We start from the raw sequence: 18,822 nt of genomic DNA on the forward strand, positions 1-18,822 counted from the left end.
AAAAAAAATAAGCAAACGAAAGAATCGACAGGCGCATTAATAGTGCCTATAAATAGTGAGGCAATAGAAAATACGGAAACTAATAATGAAGGAGATCAACCTTTATTTCTTGACCGAGCAGAGTATGGAAAGTACTTAAAAGACGAGTTCGATAAGCTTATCAATGCGTTGGAACACTCATCCGTGAGTGAATCCCAGCCAGAAAATCTCTCTACTACTTCTAAAAAAGCAGAGTTAATATCTGAATTACCTCCACTACAACTTAGGAGTATATCAGAAGTGTCCATTAATAGTGAAGCTCAACATCAAGCTCAATTGCTTAGCAAACGCTATGATGTGCCAGTAAAGATTCTCCGAACGGATAGTGAATACTATTCTGACAATATACTCTTGGGAACCATCCAAGATAAAATCTATTATATCAGCGAGGAAAGCCCAATAGATACATCACGAACAACTGAAGTATTGATCAGGGAATATAAGCTTCGAGTAGGCTTAATGCACACAAGCCGGATTGAAAAAACCACTCAAAATGCAGTAGCACTTGCTGATAAAATTCAGGATATCAGAAATGATTATACTCTTAGTCATAATGGTAAAGAACCATCCTTAGGTGAGATTGCCCGCTCGCTTAATAGAAATAATATACCTTCTCCAAGAGGTAATTCAAGTTGGCGAGCAGAGACCGTAAAACGCGTCTTAAACCGCACAAAAAATGACAATCAACTTGGCTAATGTTAACTAACTGGTTGAGTATTATTTTTTGAGTTGCGCTAGCAACTCGTATACGCGCACTTAGAAGCCTCCTTACTCTCAACTAGCCATGCATGCCAATTTGCACGTCAATGTCATTGCTCGCAGCGCAGGCCGCAATGCGGTCGGAGCTTCCGCCTATCGTTCGGCCTCGGCCGTTGCCTGTGCTGCCTATCGGGCGGGCGAAAAGGCCAAAGATGAACGCTACGAAAAAACGCACGACTACAGCAAAAAGCAGAACGTCCTGCATGCCGAAATCATCGCCCCAGAGGGTGCGCCCGCTTGGATGACGGATCGCCAAAGTTTGTGGAATGCGGTCGAAGCGGGTGAAAAAAGAAAAGATGCCCGGCTTGCGAAGGAAGTCGTCTTGGTGCTGCCCCGGAATCTCGATCTCGATCAGCAGAAGATGGTGGTGGATACTTTCATTCGGCAGAATTTGACCGCGCATGGACTCGTGACGGATTATGCCATTCATAGCCCGGAAGCATCAGATGGGGGTAGGAATCCGCATGCGCATGTGATGTTCACGCTGCGGCCGGTCGAAGGCGATGGCTTTGGTAAAAAGCTGACCGGATTTAAAAACGTGCTCGATAGCCCAGACACGATTCCCCAATGGCGCCAATCCTATGAAGCCATTTTGAACGATGTCTCAGAAAAAACCGAAACTGAGCCGAAGATTCATTTTGATCTTCGCAATCTGAAAGAAAAGGGTATTAATCGAGAACCCCAACCCAAGATCGGGCCGAAAGTCACGCATCTGGAAAAACGGGGCTATCAGACCGAATGGGGGAAAGAGGTGCGGCAAGTCATGCACCGGAACAACGCGCAAGCGGCCTACGCCCAGCATAGCCTAACGCATTCCATTACCTATCATGGCAGCCGCGCTGTCGATTCCGTTCGGGACGATATCGCCTACAAGTATTACGAGGCTGCGTATGGAGATAATATCCACAAAGATTTCTACGGAAATGACGAACGAGACCGCACAGACCGCCAGTGGGAATACGAGCGATAAGAACGCGCTGCTTGAAAAATACACCCGGCCGAAATATCCGGCCTTGGCCAAACCTGCTGTTTCGGCCGAGCCGGAAGAGAGCGGGGAAATCGAAGATGGTCGCTACCGTGCTCTGGTCGAGTATCGAGATAAGCGGGGGAGCGCCCCTAGGTTTCGCATAATCGACCGCCAGGGGCGTATCTATGGGTGCGGCTATGCCTACCTACTCGGATGGTTCTACACACCCCCTGAAACGCTCTCTATTCAAACCACGACGCATGTTTTTACTCTGGGGGGGCAAAACATGGGCCGGATTGAGCAGGCGTTGCTGCGGGAAAAGGTGAAGGAATTGCGGGAATTCAAGCCGGGTGACGATGTGGCACCGGAAGCGGGGGAGCCGCTGATTACGTTTTTGAGCGTCAGTAGTCGGTTTGAAGAAAAAGCTAGTTAATGATTTCACGCATAAAAACAGATGGTTCAGATAATATCTGAACCATCTGTTTTTATGCGTGCTCCAATTCCTGCTTTGAATTATGGGGCTGCTTGTTCTTTCCTAAATTGGACATCTTTTCAAGCAGCACTCTCAAAAGCGTTACAATTTCTCTTTGTTCATCAGATTGATCTTCTTGAAGAATGCTATCAATGAAGAGATCTTTGTACAAATCCCTTTGCTCTATCTTCAAATGTTTACATATTTTCTCAAGAAGAGAATAACTAGGCTTCTTCTTACCTTTTTCAATCTGCGACAAATACGTTGGCGTTATTCCGCACAATTCGGCTAACTCCTTTTGGGGCATGCCCATGTTAGTCCTGTAGCGCTTTATTGCGTCGCCGATTCCATTCGTCATATTTTTGTTTTTGCAGGTCTACTCCACGATGAGTTACTTGATTCATTTTGATATGGTGGGGTTAACCCCACCATATCAAAATGAATTTGAAAGTGTTTCGTAGATATTTTGACCTAAGTGTTGAATATCGTTTGAGTGCTTCTCAACGAGTTCCCAGATTCGTTCCAACGTCACAATATTGTTGAATAAATCTTTGCCGCGTTCCCGATCAGGCGGTTTCACTACCGCATTACGTTTTCGATTTTTCTTACTCTGCTTACGGCAGGCGTTCTCTAATTTTTTAAGACTTGCTAGAGCGGCTTCGTTATCAGACAGCAGCCCTTTAAGTTCAGTTATGACAGCTAAAATATCTTTTAGCTCTTCAGCATCTTGTGCTGGCGGTGTTTGCACTTTGGCCATTTTGTTGAAAAATTTGCAATAGCCAGACCCCAGGTCTAACTAGTGCGGTTCACGATTTCTGTTTCCATCATAACCATTGTTTAAAGTGTTGAAATTGATCTTAAAGGTGATTGTAAATTGAATGTAAGTTATTGTTCGTAGTCGTTCTATACCGGTTACCTGTTAATAGATTAACCTGACAAAGGTACAAAAAGTTTCACCAAAATCAAACTATGAGTTAGATTTTGGTTTTATTTTCGAGTTTCTGGAACGCTCATATCAAACAACAACGCACGTGCTCCCTTAGGCAGGACGTGCGTTGGCCAGAATTGACAGGAAGTACTGCGGGAATCAAACCGAGTGACGATCAGAAACTTGAAGCAAGTGAGCCTCTTATTACTCATCTGAGCAGGAGTGGCCGGTTTAAGAAAGGTCTAATCGCTTTTTTCTTCGTATCCTCGAATTGGAAAATCATCCTTACACCATCGGAGAAAATGCCCAACGTGCAGGCCATAAGTATGGATGGTATTGGGTTGCAGGTTAGAATGGGTAATTTGATAATTCCACTGTTCCACTAATTTTTCGATTTCACGGATGGTTATAGGGTCGGCTTTCATATGGTCGAAGTTTGCTCCGCAATATAGTCGAACGAATCTACCGCTCTTTGTCCTGGTTCAGCATAGTGTTGTTTTTCTGTAGCTGCTGCCCATGCTCGGCGGCTTGTGCTTTCGTTCCACTGGCCAAAGCTTGATCCATCGCATTCGGCTGACGTTGCGGCTGATTTTCAGACACCAATGTTTGCTTCGGCTCGGCCGCGTAGGGTCGTGTTAACTCCGCTTGCCGGTCGAGCGGCCGGGGGTCGTAATTGATCGGCTTTTCCTGGGAACCCTTTGCGTCGAGTTCCTGGCCTGCTTTTAGAATTTCGCCCCGTAGATCAGGCGATGCCTTTTTGATGAACTTCTCGAAAACGTCGGATGCCATGACAGGAGGAGTTTTGTTCTCCTGTCAAGTTAGCGAAAGTTTCAATACGCTGTTGCACTGGTGATTAGAAATCGAGTGGGGTTAATCCGACTTCGCGGCATAGGCGGTTGATACGGTGGATGCCGCTGATGTTTTCTTCGCACATGATGTAGGTGCCGGCTGCGGTCTCGTTCAGCATCTTGGCGGCACGCAGTTTGAGTTGAAAGACGGCTTCGCGGTCGTCTAGGCACTCGCTGGCCTCACGCTTCGGGAACGGGAATGCAACGATCTGTGCGGGGTGTTTTGTCATGCTTCAATTGTACCATGAAGTGGGCACAGCTCATGCGAAATTTTTGTGACGGTTTTTGGGCGGATTACGTTTGGCTACGACCGTTAACCGCTCCATCATTGATGTATTTAAGCAATGAATGGTGATGCTCGATACATTCAATCATGTACTCCAATCCCCATCGACTCGATACATTGGGCGGCTCAATACGGGCAGCTATAATATGGGTTAAACTCCCCATTGCTGCGGCTTCGGCCAAATGGCCTGCTCCTTCAAGCTTGTAAACGACGTGTTCCATAAGCTTTTTAATATCTCCATATCGAAAATTCTGTGTAGTCATAAAGGAGTTGATTAATCAAGTTATTGAATTGTATAACCGATTAACGTTGATTCTGACTGAATACGGGCATTAATTTTTCTACCATAAGACAAACTGGGGTTAGCTGACACATTTGGGGTATATCCGCCACCGAAGGCAGATAATTGGTTGTACATTAATAAGTTGCCGAAAAATGTATGCTTTTAACGTTCGATTACAGAAGTCAATAATTTTACTGTTAAGGTGCGTGTAAACATGTAAAAACTTGATGCTTTTATGACAGAAAATAGCCTTAAATACAAAACTATGGCGAGAGGAAGTGTTTGGGAGTGAAATTGAGACATTTTAAACGCCATTTAGCCAAAACGGTGAAATTGCCCTTAAGTACAGATGGCTAATTTTCCATAACTGTCTAATTACTAATCAATTATAGACTTCACGTGGCGGATATACCCCAAATGTGTTAGGTACCCCTATATACAGCGCACCTCATTATGCTGATTTGGCAGAATCTAAACTAAGTAAAATAAAAAAGGGGGGAAACTAGACTGATTTTCGGTATTCTATCGTTCTTGCTCTTTGTCGATCTTCAAATTCTGTTTTTGCATTTCCTTTCTTTGCTCGACTATCTATGTCTTAGCATTAGCAGCCGATTCGAAGTAAAGTCTAAGTGCTTTTTTCGCCCCGAAAATAGAATCCAATAATTGCTCCCACAATGCCACCCATAATGGCGGCTATTGAGGAAAGAAGTTGAAGCATCTGGCTAAAACTGTCCTTTTCGTTAGAAATTGTTATTTTCTTTTCAGGCTCTTTGGCTGCCTCTGGTAAATTATTTTGTGTTAATGGACTTATGCTAGTTGGATTCTTTTGGTCGTTTATCCCTACACTGACCTTCGAAGACTCCTTATCATGAACTAATATTGAAGCACGATAGGCTATTAAACCAATGATCAGAAAATACACCGCTAATGACCCAAAAGCTATGTATTTACGAGTTACTTCTCGTTCTTCTTCTAATCCTGTTATAGCAGGTATATATGCTGTTGGCGCTGACATAACCCTATTTTAATGGTGATGATCCTTGTGTCGGATATGATACTATCGTTGGTGGTAACTGGTCATCTATCTCACCCGGCAGTGAATAAAAATATTCAATGCCTGCTCCTTGACCTCGATATGTCATTTTAGCAACTCTTCTGGTCTCTACTACTTCTTGAAGCATACCAAGGGATATTGAGAAAACCTCAATCTCACTGAAGCCTCTTTTCAACATATCATCTAAAAATTTCTCAGCCTTCCCCGAGATTCGGATACTGATTCGTTTAGGCATACGTCTTTCAAATTAATATTGAGCGTTTCTATCGTTCAGGTTCCTTATTAGCCTTCACGTTTTGGTTTTGCAGAGTCTGGATCTGTTCGGCCGCTTGTGACTTTATGCTACTGCTAGCCAAGGCGCGATCCATTGCGTTTGGCTGACGCTGTGGCTGATTTTCGGAAACTCCGGTTTGCTTCGGCTCGGCTGCATGGGGGCGTGACAATTCCGCTTTTCGGTCGAGCGGCCGGGGGTCGTAATTGATTGGTTTTTCCCGGGAACCCTTTGCATCGAGTTCCTGACCTGCTTTTAGTATTTCGCCCCGTAGATCAGGCGATGCCTTTTTGATGAACTTCTCGAAAACGTCGGATGCCATGACAGGAGGAGTTTTGTTCTCCTGTCAAGTTAGCGAAACTTTCAATACGCTGTTGCACTGTTGATTAGAAATCGAGCGGGGTTAATCCCACTTCTCGGCATAGGCGGTTGATGCGATGAATACCGCTGATGTTTTCTTCGCACATGGTGTAGGTGCCGGCTGCAGCCTCGTTCAGCATCTTGGCAGCACGCAGTTTGAGTTGAAAGACGGCTTCCCGGTCGTCTAAGCACTCGCTGGCCTCACACTTTGGGAAGGGAAAAGCAACGATCAGTGCGGGGTGTTTTGTCATGCTTCGATTGTACCATGAAGCGCGCACAGCTCATGCGAAATTTTTGTGACGGTTTTGGGGCTGATTACGTTTAGCTACTACCATCAATCGCTCCATTATTGATGTATTTAAGCAATGAGTGGTGATGCTCGATACATTCAATCATATATTCCAATTGCCATCGACTCGCTACATTGGGCGGCTCAATACGGGCGGCTATGATGTGGGTTAAACTTGCCATTGCTGCAGCTTCGGCCGAATGGCCTGCGCCTTCAAGCTGACAAACGACGTTCATCATCAGCTTTTTAATATCTCCATATTTGAAAGCCTCCGTATTCATAGGGACTTAGTTCTTTAGTATCTTGAAGTTTATCATCGAGCACACGCATTTTCTAGCCTCTGCCACTGCCTGATTTTTCACGCTTGGCCTGAAGATACAGATTCAGATCCTTATGAGTGGCAAACCTTCCGCCCTGGGGCAAAACTTTTGCTCCGAAATCCGCTTTGAATCTTTCTGTGCCCTGTTGGCCCGCCTTATCGTTATCGAGATACGTCCGCAAATGCTCGTAATTCTGGGCGTAAATGTGGTCCGCTGTTCGCTTGTAGGAAGAAAGCGAATGCATGACGATGGCATCGTCGGTGAGCTGCTCCGTTCCAGTCAAGACCAGATACGAAAGAAAATCGGTCATGCCCTCGAAAATATGCACTGTGGTTCGTTCAGCCGCTGTGCCGGGAATCACGGTAATGTCGCGGGCGATCAGTGGAGCTTTGAATTTATATTTGCTAGATGCCGGGCGAACCTCCCATCCTCCGGCCTGGTTCTGAATGCCGAAACCGAAATATTCTTTCCCGCTGGCGGTGTGTTTGTAGCGGATCTCTTGTAAATATCGCTTGGCTATGCTGGCCGGGATGCATCGCTCCCCATTCAAGTACGACATAATGACCGGGTTCTTGATCGGATTGGCGCTTATAAACTCCAGCTCCGATTCCAAAAAATTTTCGACCGCTTCGCGGTGGGGTTGCTGGTGAAAAGAAAAAAGATCGGGGGCTGGTGCCGGTTTGGGGTCGTTGGACTTACGGCTTTTTGCTCCACCGAAATTCTGTTTGAGATAACCCAAGGCATCGCGGACGCTGGTATAGCCTTCATGGCGCATCACAAAATCAATGACGGTGCCGCCAATGTCGCCGAAATCTTTCCAGATCCATTTACCGTTGATGAACGATGTATGAAACGATTCGTCGGTTTCTTCGCGGAAAGGCGAATGATACCAAATTTCGTATCCGCCCTTTTTGATTCGCTTTGGCTCATGGCCAAGTTTCGCCAACAGATCCGGTAATGAAAGTTTTTTGGCTTCTTCAATGTTCATATGTTCATATTATTTGGTCGCCCCCTTTCGCCCTCTTTCTTTTTTCACCAGCCACTGCAAAAATTTTTTTGCCGATTTGGTGACTTTATCCACATTTTGAGCCTGCCCATTAATAGGATATTTTTATTATTAGTAATATAATAGATTGTCCTACCAAGTTACGGTCTTTGTCCTACCAAGTTACGGTGGATAACCCCCCTTACCTCCTACCAAGTTACGGTGGATATTTTCCTGTAAATCCCTGTTATACAGGGCTTATCAACATGTCTCCTACCAAGTTACGGTAGGAGTAGATTTTGCTTTTTCTCCTCTATCGGCCGGATTGGTGCTGGGCTATTCTGGAAGATCCACCCCTTCCCGTCACAGGAGAATTTTGCGTCTCGATAGGCCATTTTTACCAGGTCGCCAGTATGGCGCATTTTAGCTTTAAAGTTGTCCATGCGCTCAATGTCACCCCCAAAGATTGCCTTCATGGTTGGCCAGGTAAGGAACAAGGGCTTTTTCAAGCTGTGCAGCCGATAAGCCAGAAACGTATAGAAATCGATCGCACGGGCATTACCTGACAGGATGCGTAAATGCTCAAGAGATAGTGGCAGCGGGTGCTTTTGCAGTTCATCCCAATAGTCCAAGCTCAGAACGATATGCCGCTTCCATAGCACCAATTGATTCGGCTGACCGATGGGGAAAAGGTCGAAACCCTTGACGATCGGCATTTGCCCGTGGGTCATGCTACCGTCCTGTTCCTTGTAGGATACGCTGATGAGCGATGCAGAAAGCCGGGCTATCTGATTCCGTGCCTGTTTGATCTGATTGCCTCCATCTGTTAGTCCAATTCTTTGCAGGAACTGCGGAAGGGTATCGGCCTCGATGTCGATTTTATTGCTCCCTTGTTTCAATGCCAGTGCGTTGATGACACCCAAAAGCAAACGGGATTTCGGCCCGAATGGTAAGCCCAAGAACTGGTTTTTCCCTGTGTTGTGATTGGGAATCGGTAACTGGCTAATGCTAAGCCTGAAATTTCCGCTGTCGTGAACATAGCTTTCCGTAGGGTCAATCTTCCGGTCCCGACGTGGAAAGTAAACATGTGCAAGTGCTACCGGCATATACAAATGCTCACGCTCTTCTCGTGGCGTGTCCATACTGTCCAGCACAAGCCGAATGCGGCTTTCAACGTACCGTGAGGGCCTTTTATCTCTTTCGTTCTCGTTCATTTCCTCAATACCATTTTCAATACTGAATTATATATAGTACTCAATACTGAAAATACTATTGTCTATTATACTTAGATGATTCCTTTTTTAACTTTTCTTGCACGGCTTCAATAATCCAGTCATGCAAGGATACATGAGAGCGCGTAGGTCTACCCTCACGTAACTGGTTAATCACGTCCCGCTCTTTGACCAATAATTTTACTGTAATGCCAATCTTTGCGTCTGGGTCGGACTGCTCAGATACACGCCCGCGCACGTTGCGGGCAACGGTACTTTTGACAAGGGATTTTCCGCCCTTGTTGATAAAAGCATCTGCTAAACGTTCTACGTTCTTGGCAGGCTTTTCCGCTGTCACGGTATTGCTGGAATCTTCTGCTTTGGGTCTGCGTGCGAGCTTTGCCATATCATTACTTCTTTTTCAGTTCATCCGAGATTTTCTTCATCAAATGCCGAAATTCAACCGCTGCTTTATCATCGGCAGCTTTCAATTCGACCACTCCTAGACCGCTAGCTGCGGCTGTCGAAAACGCCTTGCGATAGCCTAGCGGTGCATCAATAAAAATAACTTGTTTGCTTTCCGAAAGCATCTCTGCTGCATCGCTGTTTTCATCCCCTCGCGCGTCAGCCCGGTTGAGGAACACAAAAGCTTTCAGGTTTTCATTTACCGTCCTGGCTTCGTCAATCAGTTTATCCACCCGCTCTAATGTCCAAATATCAAAGGAGCGTGGAACGAATGGCACCAAATACACATCCGAGATGGTGAGCGATGCTCGTTGGCTATCCGTGTCACGTCCACCGGTATCTATGACAATATCCTGAAACCGGGCTTTGAATTTTGGAACCTCACGCCGGATAGATGAACCAGTCTGTTTCATGACCGCATAGCTTGCTTGAGTACCTTCTCGCTCCTCCCGTAAAGTGGTAAAGTCGTAGGCAGTTTCCTGATCGTCGGCATCAATTAGTAAAACGTCGCGCCCTTGCTGGGCAAGATAGATTGCAAGGTTTGTTGCAACTGTGCTTTTACCACAACCACCTTTCACTCCCCCAACGGTGTAAATCATTGGTTATCCTTTGGTTATATGATTATTTCAGTTGTCAGTTCAATACTGATTTATACACAAAGAAAAGTATAAATCAATATACACCGTTAAATACTATTTCTAGTATTATCTACTCGCTTCAAAAGAGCGTGTACAGTGGAATTATGCCATGCAGTGCTATTCCAAAAGGTGGCTACTTGTCGCCGATTTAGTTCGTCTCGGATAGCACGGATTGTAGTAAAACCAGACTGCCGTAGATCCTCAATCGTCGGCCGTAGATCCTCAGCAAATCGCTCGGCTGAATCGTGGCTTTCCTGGCTGAGTACGGTTGCACCGTATCTTCCCCATTGCACACCACGGCGCTTAGCGGCTGCAATGGCGTCTTTTGTCCTGGTACTAATTTGTTCCCGCTCATGCTCTGCGAATGCAGCCAGCATATGAAACATAAGTCTACTAGCATGGGGGTTATCCACGGCGATAAAATCGACCTTGCTTTCCATCAGATTCGAGATGAATGCGACGTTGCGGCCGAGCCGATCTAGCTTTGCAATAATTAGAGTGGCTTTGTCTTTTCGACATTGTGCGAGTGCGGCCGATAGCTGTGGTCGTTGATTCTTTCGGCCGCTTTCCACTTCGGTAAAGTGGGCCGTAACCTGGTGGCCTTGCCGCTCAGTGAATAGGCGAACGGCCTCTTGTTGGGCCTCCAGGCCCAAACCGCTTTTGCCCTGGCGATCTGTGGAGACTCGATAATAGGCGATGGCTTTTTTCATGGGGCAATATAGGCAGAATGCGGGATTTTGTTCTATATCATACGTTGGTATGACTACGAACAAAGAGAAAAAGCAACCGTACTCTTTCATTATTCAAACGGGACTGTAAGATAAAAAGCCTGCCCTCAGATGAAGGCAGGCTTTTTACAAATAAATACCACATTCTACTCATTAACCAAATAAAGACGCTTCGAGAAATGGTTCCTCAATGTGGAACATTGTTACCATCATCCACGTGGTGGGTAAGGGTCATTTCCGTATGTCCACTCAGTACGCCATTTACTATCTGCTCCTTGTACAAGCACTTGGGCATTCCCTCCTTTGGAGCCTGTACTATGGGCAGCATCAACAGCGGCTTTTATCGCCAAACTTTGTGTTTGATATGGGCCGTAATGGATGTCATTGAGTTTCACCATCCATTGGCCTTGATTTGTTACAACGTAATATATCGTACGAGCCATGATAATCAGAATTTTAAGTGTAAAAAATGAAAAATGACTTCGGCCCTATAAATCAGCCGAAGTCGTTTTCTTTATCAAGCCGCCTGCTGTGCTGAAGAATCTGGGCGGTTTAAAAATAATCTACTAATTCTCATGGGCCAGCCGTCCTTGTGAACAATCCTGTCCAAATGTAGATTTCCGTTCAATATTTCGCTTTTTGTAAGTGTCGCTAGACGCTCCCAGTTTTCACCGAAAATATATGTCGCATTACCTGTAAATCGACTTTCCAAGAGATACAGGTCGTGATTCTCAAAACAGAAAATTACGTACCCATCGAAACCAGCCTCTCCAATCACTATTCTGCTTGGATTCTGGTTAGCTATTAATTCAAACCGAGCATCAACAATCTCGCGTTTCCAACTGGGTAGAGTCTTTGTAACATCGCTTAAAGCGTCCTTTGCTTTCTCCCAAGGATATTCCCCAGAGGGAAGCACTCGCCAATTGCGACGCTCAATGTTAAAGGCGTGTAGTTGAACCAACACCTCCGATAGTATATCGCACTCGCCAAACAGCTCTAAAAAGAGATTGATAACATGCTTGATTCCATCCAAATTACCAGGCTGGTATTCAAGCTCACGGGAAGTGACAATTTTCTTACCGTTTCGCACATCAATTACTAATTCTTCTTCTGGCGCATCAAAGTGTATACGGGGATAACGTTCGTATGCTCTATCCACATATTGCCAAGAGCGCCCGAAAATACGAGTATATACAGTGCGATAACACGTCTCCTTAGGCTGGTCTTTCTGAGGTACATCTTTACCATCAGCGTTGTAACGGCTTATTGCTCCAACTATTTTCGGAAGGAGTTTTTCTCCTGGTCGTAATTCAGCACTGTATCCTATTTTCTGCAAACGAGCCGAATGAGATTCTATATCCGTGAGGATAACATGAAAGCGGCTACCAGTTGGCAGGGAATGCAAAAAGGTTTGCGGATCTAAAATCCGACTTTGTTGAATGCGCATGGCGCTTTGATTTTAAATTAAGAATGCACGCTATATCGTGCTGGAATAAAAGGCAGGCCCTGGAGTGTGTCGGCAGGGAAAGTTATGCCTATTGGCAGTGACTCTTAGGTACGGGCATAGAAAGCCCAGCAGCGGGGATGTATAGACTTAGAAGTAATTAGAAGCGTCAGTAATGAATTAGGGTTAGGTTGTAACTTACCTGGTCATTCCCTACAGGTGATTCTGACAGCAGCGAAAAAATCGAGCGGTATAATTTGGAGATAAACTCCGCGTTATTACCTTTGAAGCTCCAAAAGAGATATTTTCACTTGGAATGTCGAGCGGGTTGCAGCCCGCTCGGTACCTAGCATATAGAACCGTTGACATTCCACCGAGACCCACAGAACGCCAATCTGTGGGTTTTTTAGCTTGTCTGGTCACTAACAACTTATCCTCACGCGAGGACAACAACTGTACCAACTATAAAATTGGTTATAGTACCTGACAGGATGGCCCAAACCCCATAAATAACCTGACAACTTGTTATTTATTCTGCATTATAAGGCACATGCCAAATAAAACGACTATTTCTATAGAAAATATAGAACTATGCCAAGATGTCGGCTGAGTGACAAAGCAAAATAATCCACTTTTCAAATTTTGTTACTCTATTTACCATATTGATAAATAGTACGATACATAATCTACTTATAGTTACTGTAAAAGACTAACTATGAAAGCGTTCGTGCTTTGTAACTTTCTAACTCTTCAGTTGTCAGCTCATGTGGCTGTACCAGTCGATAATGCTTTTCAGTCGAGATTTTCACACCGTCAGAGGTATTTTCAAACTCAAATACTGCAATTCCACCATCAGACATGAATTGGGCGGCAATCGGCTTGCAAATAAGGTTTGGAAATTTTGCCTCGCAAAGCGCAAAATCCTGTTCGATCTGGATCACGCCTAATATATCTTTCCCGCCTTTTGCCTGGACAGGAAGTGCATAGTGCGCCCCTCGTTTGTCGATTCCAATGTATAGCTCGTCGGTTTCGACCTGGCCAATTCCAGGAACGGTAGTGCGTAGGTGATTTTGTAGGGAATAGCAGGCTAAGCCTGTGAAAATATCAATCAGGCGATTATACCGCAATATGGCCAATAAGCCTTGCTCATCATTAAGAGCATACCGACGAATAACACCAGGGGTACTATCAGGAACTTTTGTTTCAGCCATCATTTCTGACGGCTTTATTTTGCCTAGCGATTTGCTCAAAGCGAATTGATAAAGTGAACGGCCTACAGAACGAATTACCCATTCTTCCCCCTCTGGGGCTAATTGTCGGATGCTTTCAGGGAGCAATCGGCGATACCGAAACGAATAAGGGATATCGCCTAAATTCAAGGCTGCTGGTAGCCCCAAACTCACAGCCATTTCTGCCAACTCTTTCCGTTCAAAATCAACGGTTGTTGCACCTTTAGTGTAATTCTTTTTAAAAATGCCTTCAATGACTTGAGAATATAAATCCTCGCGTGGTTTTTTCTCTTTTGCCATTTTCATTTACCAGGCCAACGTAAAACAACAACTTCTTCTCGCAACTCCTGCTTTGTCGCGGTGGCAAACCGAGTGCGGAACAAATCAATTCTTACCAATTCATATCCTAGATTTTCTGCAATCTTGCTTAAAATCTGACCCGTAGGAATCAGCACTTGAAAATAGGATGCTTGGTCGCCAACGACATATCCTAGCATCGCACCAGGCTTTAATAAGGGCTTCAGCGAATCCAAATGCTTTGCCATACCTCCGAAATACAGTTCGGTTACTCGGGCATACAGTTTCTCAAAACCTGATGTTTTGCCTAACTCAATGCGACGGGCTTCGATGCGGGCTGCAAGTTCTTTCACTTCTGGCATATCGCTAATCCATGCATCATCATCATCAGCTTTGTAAACGCTCCGGGTGTTAGAACGAACGAACGTCTTTTTCACCTCTCGCAAAGCTTCCTTGCTATCAACAAATCCCAAAAGCACGGATTCTAATCGTGTCGTGCGAGAATAGTCTTTTTCGTTCGGATAAGGTGGTGACGTAATAACAGCATCGATTGAACCAGGAGCAATCAGCTTTTGGATCTGTCGAGCGTCGCCATGAATAATTCTTGCTGACGGGTACTCTTCAGAATCGATCGAGCGCAAATCGATCGCCATCTTTTTGACTTCTAGCAGCCAAGGGCGCAATACGGGTTTGTCTTCAACGATTTTACCTACCCCAACTTCTGGCCCAAACCGTAGATTACTCATAGAAAACACTAGGGCTTTTGCTAAAGCCAAGCGCAAATGGCTATAACCTTCGGCCTTTTTGTATTCGTCTATGGTCTCGATTAGCATCAAAACCTTATGCATTGGCAGGGGGCTGATGGAGTTCGTCAGCAACAATTTATTCAGCTCAGGGGAAAGCGTTTTTAATGCTGTATTTCCATCGGTAAAATGTAAGTTATCAACGATTCCCTGGTCCTTTAGTCGCTTTTCAACTTTGGCCACTATCTGTTCCGCGGTCGCTACTAGAGAATCGGGATTTATGCTCCAATCGAGCTTTACCGTTCCGGCAAAATGAGCCATTGGGTTGGCTTCAATGCCGATGGCTTTTAGTCCACTGAGTTTCACCTCGACAACTGTCGTTCCAGTTCCGCAGAATGGGTCCAACACTGTCGAATCCTTGGTTAGCCCAAAATCCTCGATATATCCCCGAACAAGGTGTGCGGGAAAAGAAAGCACAAAACGATACCAATCGTGAAATGCCTTATCGTCTTTTGCTAATTTATTAGCGGTGCCATTATCCTGACTGGCCCAAATATCTAACTGTCCCCCTGCATAGGCTGGGGCTATCGCTTCTTTCAACATTCAAACCTCATTTGGGTATCTACAATATTACGACGATTAGATAGAAGCATAGCAACATGGTAAAACAACAGTGCAAAAAAGAAAGGGCTCCTTTGTAGGAGCCCTTTCTTTTCTGATCGACTTGTCTAAATTTCGGCATTGTAGGGTTCACCGAAAATTCGCTCGAAATCACGGTTGGCTTGAGCTTTGACTTGGGGGGTTATATTACTGTGCAAGCGATATAACGTAGCCATAATTGCCGATAGATCATCGGTATATCCCAGACCAGGAATCAAGTCGGGAATCGCATCTAGTGGAAAGATAAAATAGACCATCGTTGCCACGATTACGGCTTTATCTGCCAGCGAAGTTTCTTTTCGCAGGAGAATCGCTCGCAGGAGTAAAACGGAATAAGCGATTTTGCGACCGCCTTTTTCAAAAACTACTTTGACTTTACTTAAAAATGATTCGTCGGAATATTGATTGTTCATGTTCTTGTTGTTTACATTGTTCAAGTAGGGGACAGCCCCAATGGGCTGTCCTGAATTTTACTGATTCTGGTTGTTCGGCATTGATCAGGCAGCCTTGGCAAAGCGGATGCTTGGTTCGGCAGCAGCAGGAATCCGGCTGCTATTGAAGGTTTTCGCCCGTTGGTCTTCCTGTTGCTGTAATTTCGACCATACATAGAGACCGGCCATCATGCCCCCAAACGATGGAATGAAGCAAAGCACCGGTAGATGGGCTAGGAATAGAGCACCCAGTAAAACGCCGACTGCACTCAGGCCACCCAAAATCAAGGCGGCACGGCCGATAAACTGGACAGGGACAGCTCGCACCTCGTTGACGTGGTAGGATTGGCCATTCACTTCGATGGAAGTGGCTCCCAAATGGCTAGCCAGGGCAAAGCGGGTCATGGCCTCATGGGGCAAATATTCCCGGTCGTTCGATTCAGTTTTCACGTAAAGTTTCATAGTCATTGTTGTTTAGTGTTCTTGCTTCAAGGGGATTTAAAAAGAGGGAGACGGATCTCCCTCCTTTGTTAGGCGGCTTGCCGTCCTTCCTGATCTGAGGGAAAAGTGTTCACCATTTTTTGTAGTTTCGGGCTTACGGCTTTCATCGCGTCGGCTAACGTGGGATTGTTACGTTCGATGACGGTTGCCATGTCGGGGTTGATTTCCACTTCGAAAGCCGTCTTTTTCAGCATGCGTTCGTGGGACTTTTTAGAGGAACTGCTTTCACCATATTTGGCTTGGTGGAAGTAGTTGGCTTCGATCATCGAATCTTGGATATCGAGCCAATAGCCTCGCTGCTGCTCATGACGCATTGTGGTGTAGATGTTGAGCGCCATTGCGGAGAAGAACAGCCAGAAAAACACTGTCGTTTGACCACTGGCGGCAAAGAGCAACCCTACGAAGATGACAAAAAGCGGTTCTACGAATCGTTCAGTAAATACATCGACATCCTGCAAAACAGGTAGCGCAAATTCGAGTCTTCGCTTGTCGAGTGTTGGATTGATGGCGAAAATCAGTCGAACGATGGCATTCAAGAACAGATTCAGGACGAACATTAGCGCTCTACCCATTGGCCGTAGCCATGATTTACCTGCGGAAAACGAGTGCTGGGGCGTCCCAATTACGTTATTGAACCAGATGCGCAGGAAATGAAAGATTCCCAAATAAACGTACCATTGGGTTATCGTGCTCATCCAGCTATCGTCGGAACCACCACGCCCAAATACCGAAGCAATGATACTGATTGGGTTGAGCATCCTCAGAATCCAGCCAATAAACTGAACCAGTAGCAAGAGGATGAAGCCTGCAAAGAAATTCGGCGCTGTGTAATACCGTTCACCAAAATTGCGTCTTAAGAAGGTTTCAATCGGCACTGTAAACCAGCCCAGTATAAATAGAATGATCCCCCACATTGGGACGACATCAGCCATCATTTTATCACCGCCGGTGACATCTCTTTTTTCTCTAGGCATTACATTTGTTGTTTAAAACTGGTCAATAAATAATTCTTATTTCCATCCCAGGTTCGGCCGTTTTGGAAGATGATGCCGAACACTCGATGTCCATTCTCTGGCCCGCCTTTGGCAAGCCGCGTGAAAATTTGAGGGGGGACATCGTAATCGAAAGAATCGGTTTTCGATTCACCAAGGCTAACCGTTTGACTCCCGATGGTCTGACTTTCTCCACTGCGACGGTGCCAGGATCGCCCAATGGTTTCGGCGGCATTGGTATTGGTTTCGGGATCGGAATTTGCGTGCCAGATCCGGGTGCTTAAATTGCCAATGAGGGCATGCACCCGGTCATGATTCCCCAACTCTGCGTACAGGTTGGGCAGATTCTGCGTCAGATAGACCGTGCAAGCTCGTGAGCTGCGCGCCGTTGCTTGATATTGAAAATCATAGTCCGTGATGAAGTTTTGGCATTCATCCGCCCATAGAAAAATGGGCCGGGGGTTCTTCGTCACGTCTCGCCGTTCGGCTGCTTGCTGCCAGAGGGTTTTGTAAATGATCTGGGCTGCGCGGCCTGCATCGCCGTATTCCTTTACGGGTAAGTTCATGATGACGATCATGCCATGATGCGTCAGTTCAGGGAGGGCGATCTGCTGCTCATCCCCAGGCGCTTCCGAAAACAGCATTCGAAACGGTCGTCGCAAAAAAAGATCGGCCGTGGTGGTGAACATCGAGACGATGCCCGACCGGGTTTTGCTGCTGATTGAGGGAAACTCCTCTAACCAATACGATGCTGATGTATCAAAATCGTATTGCGTCCATTGATCGAGGGTGCGGGCGTGGCCTTCGGAAAGCAGCTTCCAGCATAGGCTGGTGTTTCGCCATTGGTTGTTGCCTTCTTCATCTTCCAAATCCCGCTGCTCGACGCTTTGGGGGGCCGAGCGTACGATCTCGGCCAACAGGGGTACACTGACCGTGCCGCGTGCAATCAGGCATAGATCAATGGCGTTGCGTAAAAGCTGATTCATGGCCGATGTCCAGTAAGGATCACCCACCCCGCCTTTGCTTCGGTTGATGGCCTCATAGACCATCATGAACAGGCGCACTAGATTTTCTGTGTTGCCTGCCCCGTCTCCTTCCCGGTTGACCTCATAAGAGAGGAACGGAAATCGCCATTGGCCGCTGCTGTCGAAGACAATTAGGCTGTCTTCTCGGCCAGTTTCCTTTGCATATTTTCGCCAGGTGGCCAGCTCATCGTTTTTGGCGGAAAGCACCAATCCGCCGAAACCGGCCCGTAAATACGCCTTCGCAAGAGCGCTCCCACTCCCCGAAGTTTTGCCTGATCCTATCGCTCCGAAGATTCCAGTGCCTTCACATGCCTGGCGAAGCGTGAAGGACTGTGATCCATCGAAGCGATACAGGGGTCATCGAGATTAAAACGAATCATAGAAATATATCACATTTACCTTATTGAGACATTCATCACATTAATGTAAATGTGATGAATAAAGTTCTAGATTTGTACTATAAATTTTCTTGTTATGAAAAAAAATAAGCAAACGAAAGAATCGACAGGCGCATTAATAGTGCCTATAAATAGTGAGGCAATAGAAAATACGGAAACTAATAATGAAGGAGATCAACCTTTATTTCTTGACCGAGCA

The 18,822-nt window shown here is 45.8% G+C and carries 27 protein-coding genes; 3 read left to right on the forward strand and 24 right to left on the reverse strand.

All coding sequences use genetic code 11. The annotated features are described in order from the left end of the window. The 3 genes from ACYVGO_RS32085 to ACYVGO_RS32095 all read left to right on the forward strand — a co-directional run. A partial coding sequence (locus ACYVGO_RS32085) for a recombinase family protein (RefSeq protein WP_460972819.1) occupies window positions 1-735 on the forward strand: 735 nt, incomplete at its 5' end. A gap of 88 nt (window positions 736-823) precedes the next feature. Next, window positions 824-1,768, forward strand: a complete 945-nt coding sequence (gene mobQ, locus ACYVGO_RS32090) for a MobQ family relaxase (protein ID WP_460972820.1) — start codon at window positions 824-826, stop codon at window positions 1,766-1,768. After that, window positions 1,722-2,198 (forward strand): hypothetical protein, encoded by a 477-nt coding sequence (locus tag ACYVGO_RS32095; RefSeq protein ID WP_460972821.1) that lies wholly within the window; start codon window positions 1,722-1,724, stop codon window positions 2,196-2,198. The genes mobQ and ACYVGO_RS32095 overlap by 47 nt, the downstream gene beginning before the upstream one ends. Before the next feature lie 52 nt (window positions 2,199-2,250). Here ACYVGO_RS32095 and ACYVGO_RS32100 read toward each other — a convergent pair whose 3' ends face one another. From ACYVGO_RS32100 to ACYVGO_RS32215, 24 genes are all read right to left on the reverse strand, one after another. Next, window positions 2,251-2,595 (reverse strand): helix-turn-helix domain-containing protein, encoded by a 345-nt coding sequence (locus tag ACYVGO_RS32100; protein ID WP_460972822.1) that lies wholly within the window; start codon window positions 2,593-2,595, stop codon window positions 2,251-2,253. Between the two features lie 75 nt (window positions 2,596-2,670). After that, entirely contained in the window at window positions 2,671-2,994 is a 324-nt protein-coding gene (locus tag ACYVGO_RS32105; RefSeq protein ID WP_460972823.1) for a hypothetical protein, read from the reverse strand. Window positions 2,995-3,407: 413 nt separating this feature from the next. After that, entirely contained in the window at window positions 3,408-3,590 is a 183-nt protein-coding gene (locus ACYVGO_RS32110; RefSeq protein WP_460972824.1) for a hypothetical protein, read from the reverse strand. 37 nt (window positions 3,591-3,627) lie between these two features. After that, window positions 3,628-3,954 (reverse strand): hypothetical protein, encoded by a 327-nt coding sequence (locus ACYVGO_RS32115; RefSeq protein WP_460972825.1) that lies wholly within the window; start codon window positions 3,952-3,954, stop codon window positions 3,628-3,630. A 64-nt stretch (window positions 3,955-4,018) separates the two neighbouring features. After that, complete coding sequence (locus tag ACYVGO_RS32120; RefSeq protein ID WP_460972826.1) at window positions 4,019-4,243, reverse strand: hypothetical protein; 225 nt, start codon at window positions 4,241-4,243, stop codon at window positions 4,019-4,021. A 64-nt stretch (window positions 4,244-4,307) separates the two neighbouring features. Then, the gene (locus tag ACYVGO_RS32125) at window positions 4,308-4,562 is read right to left on the reverse strand and encodes a hypothetical protein (protein ID WP_460972827.1); all 255 of its coding nucleotides are present in this window, start codon (window positions 4,560-4,562) and stop codon (window positions 4,308-4,310) included. Window positions 4,563-5,207: 645 nt separating this feature from the next. Next, window positions 5,208-5,597 carry a hypothetical protein gene (locus tag ACYVGO_RS32130; protein WP_460972828.1) on the reverse strand — a complete coding sequence of 130 codons (390 nt, stop codon included), beginning with the start codon at window positions 5,595-5,597 and terminating at the stop codon, window positions 5,208-5,210. A gap of 4 nt (window positions 5,598-5,601) precedes the next feature. Beyond that, on the reverse strand, window positions 5,602-5,871 hold the full coding sequence (locus tag ACYVGO_RS32135) for a hypothetical protein (protein ID WP_460972829.1): 270 nt from the start codon (window positions 5,869-5,871) through the stop codon (window positions 5,602-5,604). A gap of 28 nt (window positions 5,872-5,899) precedes the next feature. Continuing rightward, the gene (locus ACYVGO_RS32140) at window positions 5,900-6,229 is read right to left on the reverse strand and encodes a hypothetical protein (RefSeq protein WP_460972830.1); all 330 of its coding nucleotides are present in this window, start codon (window positions 6,227-6,229) and stop codon (window positions 5,900-5,902) included. A gap of 64 nt (window positions 6,230-6,293) precedes the next feature. Beyond that, window positions 6,294-6,518, reverse strand: coding sequence for a hypothetical protein (locus tag ACYVGO_RS32145; RefSeq protein WP_460972831.1), 225 nt, complete (start codon window positions 6,516-6,518; stop codon window positions 6,294-6,296). Between the two features lie 70 nt (window positions 6,519-6,588). Beyond that, window positions 6,589-6,837: a hypothetical protein gene (locus ACYVGO_RS32150; protein WP_460972832.1), complete on the reverse strand. Its 249-nt coding sequence runs from the start codon at window positions 6,835-6,837 to the stop codon at window positions 6,589-6,591. 52 nt (window positions 6,838-6,889) lie between these two features. Next, a complete protein-coding gene (locus ACYVGO_RS32155) occupies window positions 6,890-7,864 on the reverse strand; it encodes a toprim domain-containing protein (RefSeq protein ID WP_460972833.1) in 975 nt (324 codons plus the stop codon). 278 nt (window positions 7,865-8,142) lie between these two features. Then, complete coding sequence (locus tag ACYVGO_RS32160) at window positions 8,143-9,075, reverse strand: replication protein RepA (RefSeq protein ID WP_460972834.1); 933 nt, start codon at window positions 9,073-9,075, stop codon at window positions 8,143-8,145. Between the two features lie 55 nt (window positions 9,076-9,130). Continuing rightward, window positions 9,131-9,478: a hypothetical protein gene (locus tag ACYVGO_RS32165; protein ID WP_460972835.1), complete on the reverse strand. Its 348-nt coding sequence runs from the start codon at window positions 9,476-9,478 to the stop codon at window positions 9,131-9,133. 4 nt (window positions 9,479-9,482) lie between these two features. Beyond that, complete coding sequence (locus tag ACYVGO_RS32170; RefSeq protein WP_460972836.1) at window positions 9,483-10,136, reverse strand: nucleotide-binding protein; 654 nt, start codon at window positions 10,134-10,136, stop codon at window positions 9,483-9,485. 86 nt (window positions 10,137-10,222) lie between these two features. Then, window positions 10,223-10,885 carry a recombinase family protein gene (locus ACYVGO_RS32175; protein ID WP_460972837.1) on the reverse strand — a complete coding sequence of 221 codons (663 nt, stop codon included), beginning with the start codon at window positions 10,883-10,885 and terminating at the stop codon, window positions 10,223-10,225. A 227-nt stretch (window positions 10,886-11,112) separates the two neighbouring features. Continuing rightward, entirely contained in the window at window positions 11,113-11,346 is a 234-nt protein-coding gene (locus ACYVGO_RS32180) for a DUF2188 domain-containing protein (RefSeq protein WP_460972838.1), read from the reverse strand. Window positions 11,347-11,420: 74 nt separating this feature from the next. Then, a complete protein-coding gene (locus ACYVGO_RS32185; RefSeq protein WP_460972839.1) occupies window positions 11,421-12,350 on the reverse strand; it encodes a hypothetical protein in 930 nt (309 codons plus the stop codon). Between the two features lie 710 nt (window positions 12,351-13,060). Then, entirely contained in the window at window positions 13,061-13,876 is an 816-nt protein-coding gene (locus tag ACYVGO_RS32190) for a hypothetical protein (protein WP_460972840.1), read from the reverse strand. A 2-nt stretch (window positions 13,877-13,878) separates the two neighbouring features. After that, a complete protein-coding gene (locus ACYVGO_RS32195; RefSeq protein WP_460972841.1) occupies window positions 13,879-15,219 on the reverse strand; it encodes a DNA methyltransferase in 1,341 nt (446 codons plus the stop codon). A gap of 125 nt (window positions 15,220-15,344) precedes the next feature. Further along, the gene (locus ACYVGO_RS32200) at window positions 15,345-15,689 is read right to left on the reverse strand and encodes a YkvA family protein (protein ID WP_460972842.1); all 345 of its coding nucleotides are present in this window, start codon (window positions 15,687-15,689) and stop codon (window positions 15,345-15,347) included. 84 nt (window positions 15,690-15,773) lie between these two features. Continuing rightward, entirely contained in the window at window positions 15,774-16,169 is a 396-nt protein-coding gene (locus ACYVGO_RS32205) for a hypothetical protein (RefSeq protein ID WP_460972844.1), read from the reverse strand. Between the two features lie 68 nt (window positions 16,170-16,237). Then, window positions 16,238-17,182: a hypothetical protein gene (locus ACYVGO_RS32210; RefSeq protein ID WP_460972845.1), complete on the reverse strand. Its 945-nt coding sequence runs from the start codon at window positions 17,180-17,182 to the stop codon at window positions 16,238-16,240. After that, window positions 17,182-18,432, reverse strand: coding sequence for a type IV secretory system conjugative DNA transfer family protein (locus ACYVGO_RS32215; protein ID WP_460972846.1), 1,251 nt, complete (start codon window positions 18,430-18,432; stop codon window positions 17,182-17,184). Before ACYVGO_RS32215 ends, ACYVGO_RS32210 begins: the two co-directional genes overlap by 1 nt. Between the last annotated feature and the right edge of the window lie 390 nt (window positions 18,433-18,822).

It is taken from the genome of Spirosoma migulaei, assembly GCF_054776855.1.

Bases quoted from the DNA above. Each gene is read 5' to 3' on its own strand.
- mobQ (WP_460972820.1), top strand. From the start codon at position 824: ATGCATGCCAATTTGCACGTCAATGTCATTGCTCGCAGCGCAGGCCGC.
- ACYVGO_RS32095 (WP_460972821.1), top strand. From the start codon at position 1,722: ATGACGAACGAGACCGCACAGACCGCCAGTGGGAATACGAGCGATAAG.
- ACYVGO_RS32100 (WP_460972822.1), bottom strand. From the start codon at position 2,595: ATGACGAATGGAATCGGCGACGCAATAAAGCGCTACAGGACTAACATG.
- ACYVGO_RS32105 (WP_460972823.1), bottom strand. From the start codon at position 2,994: ATGGCCAAAGTGCAAACACCGCCAGCACAAGATGCTGAAGAGCTAAAA.
- ACYVGO_RS32110 (WP_460972824.1), bottom strand. From the start codon at position 3,590: ATGAAAGCCGACCCTATAACCATCCGTGAAATCGAAAAATTAGTGGAA.
- ACYVGO_RS32115 (WP_460972825.1), bottom strand. From the start codon at position 3,954: ATGGCATCCGACGTTTTCGAGAAGTTCATCAAAAAGGCATCGCCTGAT.
- ACYVGO_RS32120 (WP_460972826.1), bottom strand. From the start codon at position 4,243: ATGACAAAACACCCCGCACAGATCGTTGCATTCCCGTTCCCGAAGCGT.
- ACYVGO_RS32125 (WP_460972827.1), bottom strand. From the start codon at position 4,562: ATGACTACACAGAATTTTCGATATGGAGATATTAAAAAGCTTATGGAA.
- ACYVGO_RS32130 (WP_460972828.1), bottom strand. From the start codon at position 5,597: ATGTCAGCGCCAACAGCATATATACCTGCTATAACAGGATTAGAAGAA.
- ACYVGO_RS32135 (WP_460972829.1), bottom strand. From the start codon at position 5,871: ATGCCTAAACGAATCAGTATCCGAATCTCGGGGAAGGCTGAGAAATTT.
- ACYVGO_RS32140 (WP_460972830.1), bottom strand. From the start codon at position 6,229: ATGGCATCCGACGTTTTCGAGAAGTTCATCAAAAAGGCATCGCCTGAT.
- ACYVGO_RS32145 (WP_460972831.1), bottom strand. From the start codon at position 6,518: ATGACAAAACACCCCGCACTGATCGTTGCTTTTCCCTTCCCAAAGTGT.
- ACYVGO_RS32150 (WP_460972832.1), bottom strand. From the start codon at position 6,837: ATGAATACGGAGGCTTTCAAATATGGAGATATTAAAAAGCTGATGATG.
- ACYVGO_RS32155 (WP_460972833.1), bottom strand. From the start codon at position 7,864: ATGAACATTGAAGAAGCCAAAAAACTTTCATTACCGGATCTGTTGGCG.
- ACYVGO_RS32160 (WP_460972834.1), bottom strand. From the start codon at position 9,075: ATGAACGAGAACGAAAGAGATAAAAGGCCCTCACGGTACGTTGAAAGC.
- ACYVGO_RS32165 (WP_460972835.1), bottom strand. From the start codon at position 9,478: ATGGCAAAGCTCGCACGCAGACCCAAAGCAGAAGATTCCAGCAATACC.
- ACYVGO_RS32170 (WP_460972836.1), bottom strand. From the start codon at position 10,136: ATGATTTACACCGTTGGGGGAGTGAAAGGTGGTTGTGGTAAAAGCACA.
- ACYVGO_RS32175 (WP_460972837.1), bottom strand. From the start codon at position 10,885: ATGAAAAAAGCCATCGCCTATTATCGAGTCTCCACAGATCGCCAGGGC.
- ACYVGO_RS32180 (WP_460972838.1), bottom strand. From the start codon at position 11,346: ATGGCTCGTACGATATATTACGTTGTAACAAATCAAGGCCAATGGATG.
- ACYVGO_RS32185 (WP_460972839.1), bottom strand. From the start codon at position 12,350: ATGCGCATTCAACAAAGTCGGATTTTAGATCCGCAAACCTTTTTGCAT.
- ACYVGO_RS32190 (WP_460972840.1), bottom strand. From the start codon at position 13,876: ATGGCAAAAGAGAAAAAACCACGCGAGGATTTATATTCTCAAGTCATT.
- ACYVGO_RS32195 (WP_460972841.1), bottom strand. From the start codon at position 15,219: ATGTTGAAAGAAGCGATAGCCCCAGCCTATGCAGGGGGACAGTTAGAT.
- ACYVGO_RS32200 (WP_460972842.1), bottom strand. From the start codon at position 15,689: ATGAACAATCAATATTCCGACGAATCATTTTTAAGTAAAGTCAAAGTA.
- ACYVGO_RS32205 (WP_460972844.1), bottom strand. From the start codon at position 16,169: ATGAAACTTTACGTGAAAACTGAATCGAACGACCGGGAATATTTGCCC.
- ACYVGO_RS32210 (WP_460972845.1), bottom strand. From the start codon at position 17,182: ATGCCTAGAGAAAAAAGAGATGTCACCGGCGGTGATAAAATGATGGCT.